This is a genomic window from Methylobacterium nigriterrae (assembly GCF_037106235.1).
Lineage (GTDB): Bacteria > Pseudomonadota > Alphaproteobacteria > Rhizobiales > Beijerinckiaceae > Methylobacterium > Methylobacterium nigriterrae.
Genome location: NZ_JBAWTG010000036.1, coordinates 1 through 14577, shown reverse-complemented (window position 1 = coordinate 14577; position 14577 = coordinate 1). Strand labels below are relative to the sequence as shown.

Annotated in this window: 13 protein-coding genes and 2 pseudogenes; 8 read left to right on the top strand and 7 right to left on the bottom strand. The window is 69.0% G+C overall.

All coding sequences use genetic code 11. The features are described from left to right. Window positions 1–53 precede the first annotated feature (53 nt). From WDW90_RS18820 to aat, 3 genes are all read left to right on the top strand, one after another. Complete coding sequence (locus WDW90_RS18820) at window positions 54–215, top strand: hypothetical protein (RefSeq protein WP_336488962.1); 162 nt, start codon at window positions 54–56, stop codon at window positions 213–215. Between the two features lie 378 nt (window positions 216–593). Next, on the top strand, window positions 594–848 hold the full coding sequence (locus tag WDW90_RS18815) for a hypothetical protein (protein ID WP_336488961.1): 255 nt from the start codon (window positions 594–596) through the stop codon (window positions 846–848). A 104-nt stretch (window positions 849–952) separates the two neighbouring features. Then, window positions 953–1618 (top strand): leucyl/phenylalanyl-tRNA--protein transferase, encoded by a 666-nt coding sequence (gene aat / locus WDW90_RS18810; RefSeq protein WP_336488960.1) that lies wholly within the window; start codon window positions 953–955, stop codon window positions 1616–1618. Window positions 1619–1642: 24 nt separating this feature from the next. Here the strand turns inward: aat and WDW90_RS18805 are convergent, their stop codons facing one another. Next, window positions 1643–2302: a DUF2155 domain-containing protein gene (locus tag WDW90_RS18805; protein WP_336488959.1), complete on the bottom strand. Its 660-nt coding sequence runs from the start codon at window positions 2300–2302 to the stop codon at window positions 1643–1645. A 109-nt stretch (window positions 2303–2411) separates the two neighbouring features. Further along, the gene (locus WDW90_RS18800) at window positions 2412–2828 is read right to left on the bottom strand and encodes an NADH:ubiquinone oxidoreductase subunit NDUFA12 (protein WP_336488958.1); all 417 of its coding nucleotides are present in this window, start codon (window positions 2826–2828) and stop codon (window positions 2412–2414) included. 535 nt (window positions 2829–3363) lie between these two features. Here WDW90_RS18800 and WDW90_RS18795 point away from each other — a divergent pair. Further along, window positions 3364–7104: a vitamin B12-dependent ribonucleotide reductase gene (locus WDW90_RS18795; RefSeq protein ID WP_336488957.1), complete on the top strand. Its 3741-nt coding sequence runs from the start codon at window positions 3364–3366 to the stop codon at window positions 7102–7104. A 284-nt stretch (window positions 7105–7388) separates the two neighbouring features. Here the strand turns inward: WDW90_RS18795 and WDW90_RS18790 are convergent, their stop codons facing one another. The 4 genes and pseudogenes from WDW90_RS18790 to WDW90_RS18775 form a co-directional block, all read right to left on the bottom strand. Next, window positions 7389–7703 carry a DUF1259 domain-containing protein gene (locus WDW90_RS18790; RefSeq protein ID WP_431311072.1) on the bottom strand — a complete coding sequence of 105 codons (315 nt, stop codon included), beginning with the start codon at window positions 7701–7703 and terminating at the stop codon, window positions 7389–7391. 30 nt (window positions 7704–7733) lie between these two features. Further along, window positions 7734–8090 (bottom strand): hypothetical protein, encoded by a 357-nt coding sequence (locus tag WDW90_RS18785; protein ID WP_336488956.1) that lies wholly within the window; start codon window positions 8088–8090, stop codon window positions 7734–7736. 19 nt (window positions 8091–8109) lie between these two features. Next, window positions 8110–8662, bottom strand: a pseudogene (locus tag WDW90_RS18780) (chromate transporter); the annotation flags it as partial. A gap of 2 nt (window positions 8663–8664) precedes the next feature. Next, on the bottom strand, window positions 8665–9525 hold the full coding sequence (locus WDW90_RS18775; RefSeq protein ID WP_336488955.1) for a chromate resistance protein ChrB domain-containing protein: 861 nt from the start codon (window positions 9523–9525) through the stop codon (window positions 8665–8667). Window positions 9526–9543: 18 nt separating this feature from the next. On the opposite strand from WDW90_RS18775, the gene WDW90_RS18770 reads away from it, so the two are divergent. Next, the gene (locus WDW90_RS18770) at window positions 9544–10119 is read left to right on the top strand and encodes a DsbA family oxidoreductase (RefSeq protein WP_336489013.1); all 576 of its coding nucleotides are present in this window, start codon (window positions 9544–9546) and stop codon (window positions 10117–10119) included. An 86-nt stretch (window positions 10120–10205) separates the two neighbouring features. Here the strand turns inward: WDW90_RS18770 and WDW90_RS18765 are convergent. Further along, window positions 10206–10609, bottom strand: a pseudogene (locus WDW90_RS18765) (DUF983 domain-containing protein). A 194-nt stretch (window positions 10610–10803) separates the two neighbouring features. Here WDW90_RS18765 and WDW90_RS18760 point away from each other — a divergent pair. The 3 genes from WDW90_RS18760 (at window position 10804) to WDW90_RS18750 (ending at window position 13868) form a co-directional block, all read left to right on the top strand. Continuing rightward, window positions 10804–12195: an aminotransferase-like domain-containing protein gene (locus WDW90_RS18760; protein WP_336488954.1), complete on the top strand. Its 1392-nt coding sequence runs from the start codon at window positions 10804–10806 to the stop codon at window positions 12193–12195. 1 nt (window position 12196) lies between these two features. Continuing rightward, entirely contained in the window at window positions 12197–13216 is a 1020-nt protein-coding gene (gene tehA / locus WDW90_RS18755; protein WP_488803311.1) for a dicarboxylate transporter/tellurite-resistance protein TehA, read from the top strand. A gap of 286 nt (window positions 13217–13502) precedes the next feature. Beyond that, window positions 13503–13868 carry a c-type cytochrome gene (locus tag WDW90_RS18750; protein WP_431311071.1) on the top strand — a complete coding sequence of 122 codons (366 nt, stop codon included), beginning with the start codon at window positions 13503–13505 and terminating at the stop codon, window positions 13866–13868. Window positions 13869–14577: the final 709 nt, after the last annotated feature.

Below are 14577 nucleotides of genomic sequence, written 5' to 3'. Positions count from 1 at the left end.
GGAGAACGGGGCGCAAGGGAACCGCCGCCGAGCTTGCCCGTCGCCGCCGCAGCGTGAACGAGACTAGGATATTTATCCTACGCGCCGTGACGCTCATCCTCGCCGGCGGCCTGCCGGCCGCCTCTTCTGCGCTCGCTCAGGATGCCGACGATGTCGGCCGGCCCTCCCGAGCCGTGCCGCAGACCGGCATGACCGCGGGCGGCACCGCTCGCTGACCTCGACCCACCGGTCCCCTGCTCAGAAGGCCGGCTCCCCACGGAGCCGGCCTTCTTCGTTCCAGGTCCGCCACGACGACCGCGCTGCGTGCGATGCCACACGCGATCCTCACCTGATTTCGGGCTGGCATCTGAGCCTCTCAACGGCAATCGGACCGAATGTTCGCTCGTAGGTTGTCGTGTTCCGGCGATCCGGCCCGATCGCACGCGGCCTGTCAGCTGCGCAGGATTGCAAGGGCGCCGAACGCGACAGATTGCCGGCTCAGTGAGGGCCGGAACGGGTGCAGTGCAAAAAGCTTCTCCTCTCAACTCGGGCGGACGGCGCAGTCCATTCCGCCGACGCCCGGTCGACTCTCGAGACAGGACCGAAAGCCCATCATGCGCATTCTGACCATCGCCCTCCTCGCCACCACGCTCGGCGCCGGCGCAGCCCTCGCCCAGCCGCTGCAGCGCTTCGATGGCTATCTCGGCACGCCGGTCGTCTCCTACGATGCCCGCTTGATCGGCGCTCCGGCCTACGCGCCGAACCGCGAGGCCGTGTTCGAGAGCTCGGCCAAGGGCGGCAATGCCGAGCAGACGCAGCGCTCAGTGCCGAACCTCGGCAATACCACCGGCGGGCCGGCCCTTTTCTGAGCCTCTCCTCCGACCGCGTCCGTCGACGGCGGGACTTCGGTCCCGCCGTTTTCCTGCGCGCAGGGCACTGGTCTTCCGGCGTCCGCCGCGCCAGACTTTCCGTCATGCACGACGGCACCCGCGTAGAGATCACCCCCGAGATCCTGCTGAAGGCCTATGCCGCGGGCATCTTCCCGATGGCGGAGGATGCGAGCGATCCGACCCTGTACTGGGTCGAGCCGCGCGCCCGCGGCGTGCTGCCCCTCGACGGCTTCCGGGTGCCGAGGCGGCTCGCCCGCACCGTTCGCTCTGACGCGTTCGAGATCCGAACCGACACCGATTTCGACGGCATCATCTCGGGCTGCGCCGCCCCGCGCCGCGACAGCGAGCGCACCTGGATCAACGCGCGCATCCGCGAGCTCTACGGCGCCCTGTTCGACCGGGGCTACGTCCACACGATCGAGGTCTATGCGGGAGGCTCGCGCCGCCTCGTAGGCGGGCTCTACGGCGTCTCGCTCGGGTCCGCGTTCTTCGGGGAGAGCATGTTCCACGAGGTGCGCGACGCCTCGAAGGTCGCGCTCGTTCACCTCATGGCCCGCCTGCGCCGAGGCGGCTACCGGCTTGCCGACACGCAGTTCGTCACCGAGCACCTGTCGCAGTTCGGGGCCGAGGAATTGCCGAGGCACGTCTACAAGCGGCGCCTCGCAGAGGCGCTCGCGGGGCACGCCGAGTGGGACGCCTCGCCCCCTTCCCTGAGCGGAGCTGAGGCCCTGGCGGCGCTCGGCGCCTGACGTTCCGCCCGGGCGGAGGCTGCCCTACCGGAAGATCGCGTCGAAGATCGATTGCGGCTGCTGCGGCGCAGGGGCCGGCGCCGGTCCCTCATTCGACGGGAAGAATTTCCGCGAGGGCTTCTGCCGGGGCTGGACGGGGACGCCGCGCGGCGCCTCGACATCGACCTGGCCCGCCGAGTTCACCTGCTGGGCGGTGCGGGTCGCGTCGCGGTCGCGCCCGCCGCGCTTCGGCTTCTCGGACTTGGAGGCCATGGCGGGCACGTCCTCCTGCTCCTTGGCCTCCACCGTGATGTCGGTGCCGCCCTTACAATCGACGAGCCAGACGTCGTAGATCGGGTGCTCGATGGCGTGCAACCCGGGGCTCGCGGCGAACATCCAGCCCGTGAAGATGCGCCGGTACTTGTTGTCGAGCGTCACCTCGTCGACCTCGAGGAAGGCGGTGGTCTTGGCGCTCTCGGTGGGCGGGCGGGTGTAGCAGACGCGCGGGGTGAGCTGCAGGGCGCCGAACTGCACGGTCTCGTCCACCGACACCTCGAAGGAGACGATGCGGCCGGTGATCTTGTCGAGGCCGGAGAAGACGGCGGTCGGGTTCTTGATCTTGTCGGCGGCGGCCGGAAGCGCGCACAGGCTCAGCGCGGCAAGGCCGAGCGCGGCGCGCGAGACTCGTGCGGTGATGCGGCTCAAGGCTCGCCCCTCTCGAATGGACGGCGCGCGGGCAACGGGCGCATCCGGCCTTCAATACCCGAACGGTGGTGGAAAAAGGGCGAGCGGCGACGCTTGCGCCAGCCCCGCCTCACTCCCCCGGCGTCCAGGGCACGTAGTCGCCGGTCGCGGCCGGCCGCTGCCCCCAGGAGAGCTGCGAGCCCTTCGGCCGGTAGGCGGCCTCGGTGCCCGTCAGGTTCTCGACATGGGGCTTCTGCCACTCGCGCGGCGTGTAGCTCTCCTCGCTCGGGGCGAGGTTGGCGGCGTGGCACAGCCAGCCGCGCCAGCCGGGCGGCACCTTCGATGCGTCGGCGTAGCCGTTGTAGATCACCCAGCGCCGCTCAGGCCCCACGGAGGCATCGATCAGCGGCCCCTGCGCCCGGTAGTACTTGTTGCCGAACTCGTCGCTGCCGACGAACTGGCCGCTGCGCGCGGTGTAGACGGCGAGCGACATCGTCTGCCCGTTCCACCACGTGAAGATACGCAGCAGCGTGTCCTTGAGAGCCATCGGCTTCCTCTCGTCTCGTCCGCGCGAGGCCGTATCCGGGTCCCGGCGCGCGAGCGTTTATGATGACGCGATGCCGGCAAGTCCAGCCGGATCTGGGGTCGCGGGGCGACCGCAGGTGTCGCTTTTCCGGCACGCCGGCCCGGTTTCGCGGCCTCGCGGCCGGCCGGGGCGGCGCCCCCCTGCCTCGCGCTGTGGATGCAAAAATTTTCCGCGCGGATTCCCGTCGGCCCCATGCGCACTTAGCGGCGTGCCGGACATATCCACAACTTTTGGTTCGCCAACACAACATCTAGCGCGGAACGCCCGCGCCGGACACCAGTTATTGACGTGACGACGGACCGGGCATTAATGTTCGAGTCACGGTTCGAGAGCGGCCGCCCCTGCGGTTCGGGCCCCTGTCGAAAGCGTCATCGTCATGTTCTGCGGCCTGGAGCGCATCGATGATGCGGCCGGAGTCGGCACCCAGTGATCGGGCATACGTCCTGCGCGGCGTCGCAGGCCGAGACCTCGCGTCTCGTCGGGAGAGGTGTGTTTCATGCGGTTCGAGCGGCGCTACACCACGGCCGGCCAGTCGCCCTACGCGGCGATCCCCTTCCGCAAGGCCCTGAGCGAGATCCGCAACCCCGACGGCTCGGTGGTGTTCCGGCTGGAGGGCATCAGCGTGCCCGAGAGCTGGAGCCAGGTCGCCGCCGACGTGCTGGCGCAGAAGTACTTCCGCAAGGCCGGCGTGCCGGCGCGCCTCAGGACGGTCGAGGAGAACGACGTCCCGAGCTTCCTGTGGCGCTCGGTGGCCGACGAGGCGGCCCTCGCTGAGATGCCCGAGGACGAGCGCACCGGCTCCGAGATCTCGGCGACCCAGGTCTTCGACCGCCTCGCCGGCTGCTGGACCTACTGGGGCTGGAAGGGCGGCTACTTCTCGTCCGAGGAGGACGCGAGCGCCTTCCTCGACGAGCTGCGCTTCATGCTGGCCCAGCAGATGGTGGCGCCGAACTCCCCGCAATGGTTCAACACCGGCCTGCACTGGGCCTACGGCATCGATGGGCCGGGCCAGGGCCACTATTACTGCGACTGGAGGACGGGCGAGCTGACGCGGTCGTCGAGCGCCTACGAGCATCCGCAGCCGCATGCCTGCTTCATCCAGTCGGTGCAGGACGACCTCGTCAACGAGGGCGGCATCATGGACCTGTGGGTCCGCGAGGCGCGCCTGTTCAAGTACGGCTCGGGCACCGGCTCGAACTTCTCGATGCTGCGCGGCGAGAACGAGAAGCTCGGCGGCGGCGGCAAGTCCTCGGGCCTGATGAGCTTCCTGCGCATCGGCGACCGCGCGGCCGGCGCCATCAAGTCCGGCGGCACGACGCGGCGCGCGGCCAAGATGGTGATCGTCGACATCGACCACCCCGATATCGAGCAGTACATCGACTGGAAGGTGAAGGAGGAGCAGAAGGTCGCCGCGCTGGTGACGGGCTCCAAAGTGGTCTCGAAGCACCTGCAGGCCGTGATGCGGGCCTGCACCCAGTGCGAGGCGGAAGGGGATGCCTGCTTCGACCCCGAGCGCAACCCGGCTCTCAAGCGCGAGGTGAAGGCCGCCCGCAGGGCGATGGTGCCGGATGCCTACATCAAGCGCGTCATGCAGTTCGCCCGGCAGGGCTTCACCAGGATCGAGTTCCCGATCTACGACACCGACTGGGACTCGGAGGCCTACCTCACGGTCTCGGGCCAGAACTCGAACAACTCGGTCTCGCTGACCGACGACTTCCTGCGCGCCGTGGAATCCGACGGCGACTGGAATCTCACCGCCCGCACCACCGGCAAGGTGACGAAGACGCTCAAGGCCCGCGACCTCTGGGAGCGGATCGGCGAGGCGGCCTGGGCCTCGGCCGACCCGGGACTCCACTTCAACACCACGATGAACGACTGGCACACCTGCCCGGCGGGCGGGCGGATCCGGGCCTCGAACCCGTGCTCCGAGTACATGTTCCTCGACGACACCGCCTGCAATCTCGCCTCGGCGAACCTGCTGACGATGTACGACCGTGAGGCCAAGCACTTCGACGTCGCCGCCTTCGAGCACCTGAACCGCCTCTGGACGGTGGTGCTCGAGATCTCGGTGATGATGGCGCAGTTCCCCTCGAAGGAGATCGCCGAGCTGTCCTACCGCTACCGGACGCTCGGCCTCGGCTACGCCAATATCGGCGGCCTCCTGATGACCATGGGCCTGCCCTACGATTCGGCGGAGGGCCGCGCGCTCGCCGGCGCGCTCAGCGCGATCATGACGGGCACGGCCTACGCGACCTCCGCCGAGATGGCGGCGGAGCTCGGCACCTTCCCGGAATATGGCGAGAACGCGGACGCGATGCTGCGGGTGATCCGCAACCATCGCCGCGCCGCGCACGGTGAGGCCGAGGGCTACGAGTTCCTCAGCATCGATCCCGTGCCGCTCGACCACGCCAACGTGCCGCAAGCCGACATCGCGGAGCGCGCCAAGGCCGTGTGGGACCGGGCGCTCGAACTCGGCGAGGAGCACGGCTACCGCAACGCGCAGGCGACCGTGATCGCGCCGACCGGCACGATCGGCCTCGTGATGGATTGCGACACGACCGGAATCGAGCCCGACTTCGCGCTGGTGAAGTTCAAGAAGCTCGCGGGCGGCGGCTACTTCAAGATCATCAACCGGGCCGTGCCCGACGCGCTGCGCGCGCTCGGCTACCGCGAATCCGAGATCGGCGAGATCGAGGCCTACGCGGTCGGCCACGGCTCGATGGGCCAGGCACCCGCCATCAACCCCGGCTCGCTCCGCGCCAGGGGCTTCTCGGACGAGAAGATCGCCGCGGTCGAGGCGGGCCTGAAGTCGGCCTTCGACATCAAGTTCGTGTTCAACCGCTGGACGCTCGGGGACGACTTCCTGCGCGATGCCCTGAAGGTGCCGGCGGAGAGGCTCGCCGACCCGACCTTCGAGCTGCTGCCCTTCCTCGGCTTCTCGAAGAAGGACATCGAGGCCGCCAACACCCATGTCTGCGGGGCCATGACGCTCGAGGGCGCGCCGCATCTCGCTGCCAAGCACTACGCGGTGTTCGACTGCGCCAATCCCTGCGGGCGCATCGGCAAGCGCTACCTCTCGGTCGAGAGCCACATCCGCATGATGGCGGCGGCGCAGCCCTTCATCTCGGGGGCGATCTCCAAGACGATCAACATGCCGAACGACGCCACTGTCGAGGATTGCAAGGAGGCCTACAAGCTCTCCTGGACGCTGGCGCTCAAGGCCAACGCCCTCTACCGCGACGGCTCGAAGCTCTCGCAGCCCCTGAACGCGGCGCTCATCGCCGAGGAGGGCGACGAGGCGGAGGAGGCGGTCGAGGCGATCATGCAGGCGCCGGCCGCCGCCAAGGCGGCGCAGGTGGCGGAGAAGATCGTCGAGCGGGTGATCGAGCGCGTCGAGCGCATCCGCTCCCGCGAGAAGCTGCCCCACCGCCGCAAGGGCTACACCCAGAAGGCGGTCGTCGGCGGCCACAAGGTCTACCTGCGCACCGGCGAGTACGACGATGGGCGCCTCGGCGAGATCTTCATCGACATGCACAAGGAGGGCGCCGCCTTCCGCAGCCTGATGAACAACTTCGCCATCGCGATCTCGCTCGGCCTCCAATACGGCGTGCCGCTGGAGGAGTACGTCGAGGCCTTCACCTTCACGCGTTTCGAGCCGGCGGGCTTCGTGCAGGGCAACGACGCGATCAAGAACGCGACCTCGATCCTCGACTACGTGTTCCGCGAGCTCGCGATCTCCTATCTCGCCCGCATGGACCTCGCCCATGTCGACCCGTCCGAGATCGGCAACACCGTGCTCGGCGGCGGCGTCGGCCAGGACCGGCGCGACGACAAGCCCGGGCCGGTCGCCGCGAGCGTCGTCTCCCGCGGCCTGCTGCGCGGCTCGGCCGACCGGCTCACCCTGATCCAGGGCGGCCCGGCCGGCGCCACCCTCGGAGTCGGCGGCGGCCAGTCCGGCCAGACGGCGCCGGCGGGCAGCGTGGTCCACGCGATGCGCGGCGCGACCGCGCTGAAGGCGGAGCCGAGCGAGGCGGGACGCACGGAGACGCTCGTCGACACGCTGCCCTTCGCCAAGCCCGAGGCGAAGCCGGAGCGCAGCGTCGCCGACCGGCGCGCCGAGGCCAAGATGAAGGGCTATGTCGGCGAGGCCTGCCCGGAATGCGCGAACTTCACGCTCGTGCGCAACGGGACTTGCCTCAAGTGCGACACCTGCGGATCGACGACCGGGTGCTCCTGAGGACGTCAGCGCGTGAAGTGTCGCTGTAACGGCGGGCGAGGTTCGTCGGCGACCGGATCTCGCCTTTCGCAACCCGGCTTGCCCGCACCCAAACCAAGACAGGGCGGCCCGTTCTAGGCCGCCCACCCCCCTTCTCGAACAAACCATGAATCTACAGCCCAGCTTGCGTGTCCGCGGAAGAGCTGGGTCTCACCCTCAGCGGTGACCTCCTCGCTGGGATCACAATCGAGTCGCGTTCCGAAAAAAGTTCACACCCGACTACCGGATCGGCGCCTGCCCCTTCACTATAGCGGCAGGCCCTCGCGATGGGGGCTTAATTGGCTCAAGAATAAAGCGCGCAGATCATCCCTCAACGGGAGATCTGGTGGGAGATGGCTCATGGCCGGAGAGGAGCCCAAGGCGAGGGACGGCTTCAGCTGCACCCCGTCGAGGGTGACCCTCAGGTCGGTCCGGGGCAGGCCGACGCGGTAGACCCCACCCGGCATCGCCATGCCGGGCTTTCCAAGCCCCGTGGCGATGGCGTCCTGCCAGGGCTCCGCGGCCGACGAGCCGGTCGCGAGGGCGCCCAGTGCGGCGATAGATGGAAGCAAGCGGCGCATGGTCGTCTCCTCCTCACGGTTTCGTGGTCCTCAGGGCCGTCGTGCCGGCGCCTGAAGCACGCCCTCGTCGGGCAGGGTGCTGTCGCCGCGCCGAAACTCGACGCGGTTGCCGGCCATCCAGACCTGGACGCAGGTGTCGACCTCCAGGCAGAGCCCGTCCCCGTCGAGCCGCCATTTCGCGGTGCGGGCCCGCCCGAGCGACACGACATGCAGGCGGCCGCCCGGCTCGAAGCGGTAGGCCCAGTGCACGTCGTCGGTGACCTCCTTTCCGACGAGGCGCGCCCGGATCTCGGCGGCGGTCAGGTGGCGGAACGCCTCACCGGCCAGCGCCGAACCCGCCGCCACGGTGAGGAGTGCGACCACCGCGGGGAGGCGCCCGGCGCCCATCACACCAGCCCCGCCAGGGCACGATCAGCGGGAAGGGCACGGCGAGGAAGAAGATGCCCGCGAAGGAGGCCGCCGCGAGTGCGAGCATGACGGGGCCCTTGAGCGCCCGCTTGCCGATGCGGATCACCGCCTGGAGCACGATGGCGAGCACCGCCGCCTTTCAGCCCGAAGAACAGGCCGGCGACGTAGCCGACGTTGCCGTAGAGCGCGTAGATCCAGCTCAGCGCCATGATGGCGACGACGCCCGGCAGGACGAACAGGCCACCCGCGACGAGCCCGCCGCGGGTGCCGTGCATCAGCCAGCCGACATAGGTCGCGAGCTGCGGCGCCTCCGGGCCCGGCAACAGGGTGCAGAAGTTCAGAGCATGCAGGAAGCGGTTCTCGGAGATCCAGCGCTTCTCCTCGACCAAGATGCGATGCATCACCGCGATCTGACCCGCAGGGCCGCCGAACGAGAGCGCCGCGATGCGCGCCCTGACCGGCACGACCTCGGCCAGGGTTACGGGCAGCGGCGCTTCCGGAGCAACCACACCGGGCTCAGGCACGGTCTGGATGCGTGCGGTCGCGGCCATGGTCAGGCTCTCTCCTTGCGCTTGTTGGTCGGCCAATTGTGGGTCTCCTCCGTGGCGTCCCGGCACCAGCGGTAGAAGGCATCGTAGAGGAGCATCCCGGCGTCGAGCTGGGCGAGGTCGTCCGCGTAGATGCGCGACAGGCCCAGCGAGGCCGCGAGTAGTCCGGCCACCTCCGGCGCTAGGTCCGGCCGCGCGGTGTCGGCCCCGCGTACCAGGGTCGCGAGGTGCAGCAGGGGCGGCGTGGCGAGGCCGAGCTCCTCGATCATGACGTCGAAGGTGCAGAGTTCGCCCCGATGGCTCCAGAAGGTGCAGAGTTCCTCGCAGTCGCTCCAGAACACGCCGGTCACGTCGATGTCGAAAGGGACCGCATGGAAGCGCTCAGCCACTCCCAAGATCTCAGTGGACGGCACGAACAGGAAGACGGCGTTGGGATCGACGAAGCGGCGGATCAGCCAAGGGCAGGCGCTGCAATCAACCTCAGGCCGGCCGCGTGTCACCCAGACGGTGCGGCCCTGCTCGTCGCGGATGCGCGGCTTGTCAGCCGGCACTAATGGCAGGCCGGCGGCCTCCCAGGCGTCGAAGCCGCCTTCCAGGGTCTCGGCCGACACACCGGCCTGGCGCAGGTAGGCGGCGGCGCCGTAGCTGAGGTCATGCCCGTGACGGCAGACGAGGACCGCGCTGCGGCCGATGAGGTCCGCGGACCAGCGCCCGATGTCGGCGACGGCGCGTCGGACGCTGCCGGGGACCAGCCGCCGGTCGTCGCGGAAGGCGTTGTCCGCTCGGACGTCGACAACGACGGGGCAGCCGGCGGTACCGACCAGACGAACGAGCTTCTCGACAGAGATGGAGTTCGGCGTAGGCATGGCGCGTCCTTGCATCACGTGCAGATTGGACGCGATTCTTCAGCCGTAGCCTCGTCGGGGGAGCAGGTCATCCGAGCCGCTACCGAGGGGCTCGAGGTTGACGTTGTCTGGATGCCGTTCGAGTTGCGTCCCTACCCAACTCCGACGCTGCGGCCAGAGGACGAGTATCTGCCTACGGCGTGGAAGCAGGGCGTCTACCCAGCCGCCGAGCGGATGGGCATCGCCATCCGCCTGCCGACCATCTCGCCGCAACCATACACCCGCAAGGCGTTCCTCGGGCTTCAGTACGCCGCCGAGCACGGCCAGGCCGATGCTTACGTCGTTGCGGTCCTACGTGCTTTCTTCCAGCAGGACAGCGACATCGGCGACACCGAGGTGCTCAAGGCGATCCTGCAAGATCTTGGTCTTGACCCCTCCGGCCTTGATGGAGTGCTGGCATCGCCGCTCCACGGGGAGCGCCACGATGCGGCGCTGCGCGAGGCGCGAGAGATGGGCATCCGCGCCGTTCCCGCAGTCGCCGTTGGCAACCGGCCGTTCTCGGGTACCCCGCGGCCCGAAGCACTTCGAGCCGAGATCCTGCGGCAAGCCGCCTAGCCAAACGTTTCCCGTCAAGGGCAGGCCGGGGGCGGGTCATGCCGCAGGGGCGCATCCGTCTGGACCCGCGCCGGTCAGAAGCGCGGTCAATCCCTGGTCGCGGAGCGGACGCCAGGCGCCTTAGGGACCGCGAAGCGGCCCTCCTCGGCCTTGTGGATGTACTGGCTGGCGATGAAGAGCCCTTCATCGGCCGGATGATCGGCACGCAGGCCAGGAGGAGCAGCGGCAGCGTCACGACCGCGTGGATCCAAAGCGGCGGGTCGTAGGCGAGCTCCAGCCAGATCCCGAAGGCGGTCACCGGGAAGGCCATCGTCATCATGATGAAGAAGGCGGGCCCGTCCGCGGGGTCGGCGAAGCCGTAGTCGAGGCCGCACGCCTCGCAGCGCGGCTTCAGCGCGATGAACCCGTCGAACAAGTGTCCCTCGCCGCAGCGCGGGCAGCGGCACCGCAGGCCCACCGACATCAGGGATTGATCGGCCGTCCTTTGCATCGTCCACGTTCCTGAACCGCTCGCCGTGTCCGGCGGCATGGAGGTACGCCTTGCGCGCTCCGAATGTATGGCATAGATATCCATACATTCGTGGGCGAAGCTGACTTCTTCGAAGGCACTTGCTCAGACAAAGCCGCGTCTCGCCTTGCCTGCATGATGGTTGTATGCATACACCAATGCGAGAACAGGGGTCAATGATGGAATCCTGGAGCCCGACAATCGCAGGCGACGCAGGTCCGAAGTACCTGGCCATCGTCAAGGCGCTGGCCGAGGACATCCGCGCCGGACGACTGCCGCCGGGCGTGCGTCTGCCGCCGCAGCGCGCCCTGGCCAAGCACCTCAACGTCGACCTCACCACGGTCACGCGTGCCTTCAACGAGGCGCGCAGGACTGGCTTGATCGATGCCGCCGCCGGCAGGGGCAGCTTCGTTCGCGGCTCCGCGGCACCTGCCGCGGACGTGCGAAGGCCGGACCCGTCCGGAAGCGTCGACTTCAGCATGAACATGCCGCCCCAACCGGTCGCGGCGCGTCTGGCAGAGCGTATGGAGGCAGGCCTGTCGCGGCTTGCCGGTTCGCCGGGCTTCCTCGACCGGATGCAGTACCAGGACAGCGCCGGGAACATGGCTGACCGGACGGCGGCGGCGCAGTGGCTCGGCCAGCGGCTCGGGCCGCTTCCGGTGCAGCGCGTCCTCGTGGCGGGCGGCGCCCAGGTGGTGCTCGCCGCCGTGCTCGCCGCCCTCCTCAAGCCGGGCGACGCGCTCTGCGTCCCGGCCCTGACCTATCCCGGTCTGCGCATGGCCGCCGAGCGCCGCAGCGTTCGCCTCGTTCCGGTCGCCCTCGACGAGGACGGGCTCGACCCGGATGCGTTCGTGGAAAGCTGCAAGGCCGAGCGCCCGCGCGCCCTGTACGTGGTACCGACGCTCGACAATCCCACGACGGCGACGCTGCCGAGGGCGCGTCGTGAGCGCATCGCCGAGGTCGCCCGCTCGCACGGGGTCGCGATAATCGAGGACGACGCCTACGGCGCGCTGCCGCCCGATCCTCCCGCTCCCATCGCTTCTCTTGCCGGGGACATCACCTGGCACATCGCGACCCTATCCAAGTGCGTCAGCCCGGGCCTGCGCATCGCCTATGTCGCGGTCCCGGGGACCAACGAGGCGGTCCGGCTCGCCGCGGAGCTGCGGGCGATCAACATGATGGCCTCGCCGCTGACGGCCGCGCTCGCCTCGCAGTGGGCCGCGGAAGGCGAGCTCGACGCGGTCGTCGCGGCCATTCGGCAGGAGAACGGTCTCCGGCAGGCGGTCGCGCGCGAGACCTTACAGGGTCTCGACGTCCGCGCGCATTCCTGCGGGCACCACCTCTGGCTCCGGCTTCCGAAGCCCTGGCGCCGCGGCGAGTTCGGGGCGCATGCACGTCAGCTCGGGCTGTCGGTCATCCTGAGCGATGCCTTCGCGGTGGGGCCGGCGCCGGAGGCCATCCGCGTTTCCTTGGGTGCGGCTCCCGACGCCGAGACCTTGCGTTACGGTCTGAGCCTGCTCGCGACGCTCCTGGCGCATCCTCCCGGCGCGATCTCCACGGTCGTCTGACGTGGCTCACTGGGCGAGCGCATCCGGCAACCGGGAACGTCCGGCCAGACCTCGGCGCCCGTTCGCCTGGCTGCCACGAACACGGGTTCCGGCAACCTTCTTCGGAATGGTCCTGGGGCTTTGCGGCCTCGGCAACGGCTGGCGCGCCGCCGCGCGCCTCGGGCTGGCGCCTCCCTGGATCGGCGAGGCGCTCTCCCTCATCGGCGTAGCGGTCTGGGCGGCGTGGCTGGCCCTCTACGCCGCCCGATGGCTGAACGACCGGGACACGGTTCTTTTCGAGGCGCGCGACCCGACGTCCTCGTTTTTCGTCTCGTTGGCGCCGGTGGCCACCATGATCGCCAGCGTCGGCCTCGCACCGCACTGGCCGGGTGCCGCATGGGTGACGGCCGTGGCAGGGCTTGTCGGAGTGACCCTCTTCGCCGTCTGGGGCGTGGGAGGTCTCTGGATGGGCGACCGCGCCTTCGAGGCGACGACGCCGATCCTCTACATGCCAACGGTCGGCGGTGGCTTCGTGGCGGCCATCACCTGCGCCGCCTTCGGCATGAAGGAGCTCGGTCTACTCTTCTTCGGCGCCGGTCTCCTGTCGTGGCTGACGCTGGAATCTGTCATCATTCACAGGCTGATCCTGCAGACCCTTCCCGTGCCGCTGCGCGCCTCGCTCGGACTGCACCTGGCTCCGCCCGCGGTGGCCTGCGTCGCCTACCTGGCGGTCACGGACGGGCCTCCCGACCGGCTGGCCCAGATCCTCTTCGGCTACGCCCTGCTGCATGCCCTGGTCATGGCGCGGCTGGTGCCTTGGCTGCGCAAGCAACCGTTCTCGCCGGCGGCCTGGGCTTACACGTTCGGCGTCTCGGCACTTCCGCTCGCCGCGCTGCGCCTGACGGAACGTGGACTGGAAGGACCGAGTGCGTCACTCGCCGTACCGCTGTTCGCCGCAGCCAACCTCATCATCGGCTGGATCGCGCTCAGGACGTCGGGCCTGTTGCTGCGCGGCAAGCTGTTGCCCGTCCGCCATCCCTGACCGCTTCCGTGGCGGCTGATTTACGGTCTGGTCGTTGATCCCCCCTCGGACGCGACGCGTCGAAGCATCGACACCGGGCTGGCCCTACAATCACCGCCCGCAATCGCCACGGTGCACGCGTACATGTCCGAACACGTAGCGAGGCTCGTTCGTCAACACCCGCCTGGCCGGCGCCTCTCCCTGCTGACGCTCGCCTTCCTTCTCACGGGCTGCTCGGATGATGGCCAGGAGCGGCGGCGTTCCCTGGGTGAAAACCCGAGCTTCGACGACTTCATGCGAGTGGCCGATGCCGAACGGGGTTGACCGCTTGTTCGGCCAGTGCGCCGCCTGTCACACGGTCAGGATGGGGGCCGGCGACCGCAACGGTCCGGGTTTCTGTGACGTGCTTGGCAAGCCTGTCGCCAGCAACAGCAAGCGCTTCGGCTACACCGGGTCGCTCCGGTCGATAGGCGGCGTTTGGACACCGGACAGGATGGACGCCTGGCTGGCCGCCCCGGCGAAGATGGCGCCAGGCACGAGCATGGGGTTCCGCGGGGTTCCGGACGCGCTCGACCGGGCGGATATCATCGCTTACCTGCGGACGCAGTCCGTCGATGAAGGCGGCGCCAGGGTGCTTCCATCGCAGCCAAGAGATGGAGCGTCTAAAGGCTGAAGGCCCGAGTGAGGTCGTGAGCAGAAGGGCTCCTCGGCGCCTGAAGGCACCCTCACTTGCGAACGCTGAGTGCCAGGCATCTTCCAGAGGGCACCCTCTCGCGCTTAATGGGCCACCCTAGGATGGTGCCGGCCACCAGGCCCGACTATTCCCTACCAACGGCAGCTCTCGGGACACGAGCGGCCCTTCCGTTGGCGTTGACCGAAAGTCCGGAAGTGGCGCAGAGCCGTCCAACGGCGCACGACCTCCCGACCCCAAGCGGACTTTTGAGTCGGTGCCGCCCAAGGTCCGGATGGGGTGGTTTGCGGAGATTGGCTCGCCGCCCGCAAGCGGACGTTCCGCCTTGCGCCCATTGCCCGCCATCCAGCCGGTCCAAACCGCGTCTTCGAAGCGGACATTCGCAGGCGGCGCTTGTTGAAGCGATAGCAGGTCAATATCCGCGAAACGGAGCCGCAGACCATCGAGGCGAGAGAGCGACGCCTTTCCGAGGGTGTTTGGCATCAGGCGCCTGCGCTGCCTCGGTTGGTCGCGACTGCGTCTGATGGCAGGGTCGACGTACCTATTTGCCTGGCCAATTCGCTCGCTCGCCTCAGGCGACTCCCAGGAGCCGGATCAGCGCGAGGCTGATGGCGATGAGCACGACGAGCGAGGCCGTGACCGCGGCCGTGACGCGGCCGCCGACCCGGACCAGGACCCGCACGTCGACCCC

Excerpts from the sequence above, each read along its gene's own strand:
- WDW90_RS18775 (WP_336488955.1), bottom strand. The coding sequence starts at position 9,525 with ATGCCTACGCCGAACTCCATCTCTGTCGAGAAGCTCGTTCGTCTGGTC.
- WDW90_RS18785 (WP_336488956.1), bottom strand. The coding sequence starts at position 8,090 with ATGGGCGCCGGGCGCCTCCCCGCGGTGGTCGCACTCCTCACCGTGGCG.
- WDW90_RS18790 (WP_431311072.1), bottom strand. The coding sequence starts at position 7,703 with ATGCGCCGCTTGCTTCCATCTATCGCCGCACTGGGCGCCCTCGCGACC.
- aat (WP_336488960.1), top strand. The coding sequence starts at position 953 with ATGCACGACGGCACCCGCGTAGAGATCACCCCCGAGATCCTGCTGAAG.
- WDW90_RS18795 (WP_336488957.1), top strand. The coding sequence starts at position 3,364 with ATGCGGTTCGAGCGGCGCTACACCACGGCCGGCCAGTCGCCCTACGCG.
- WDW90_RS18760 (WP_336488954.1), top strand. The coding sequence starts at position 10,804 with ATGATGGAATCCTGGAGCCCGACAATCGCAGGCGACGCAGGTCCGAAG.
- WDW90_RS18815 (WP_336488961.1), top strand. The coding sequence starts at position 594 with ATGCGCATTCTGACCATCGCCCTCCTCGCCACCACGCTCGGCGCCGGC.
- WDW90_RS18750 (WP_431311071.1), top strand. The coding sequence starts at position 13,503 with ATGCCGAACGGGGTTGACCGCTTGTTCGGCCAGTGCGCCGCCTGTCAC.
- WDW90_RS18800 (WP_336488958.1), bottom strand. The coding sequence starts at position 2,828 with ATGGCTCTCAAGGACACGCTGCTGCGTATCTTCACGTGGTGGAACGGG.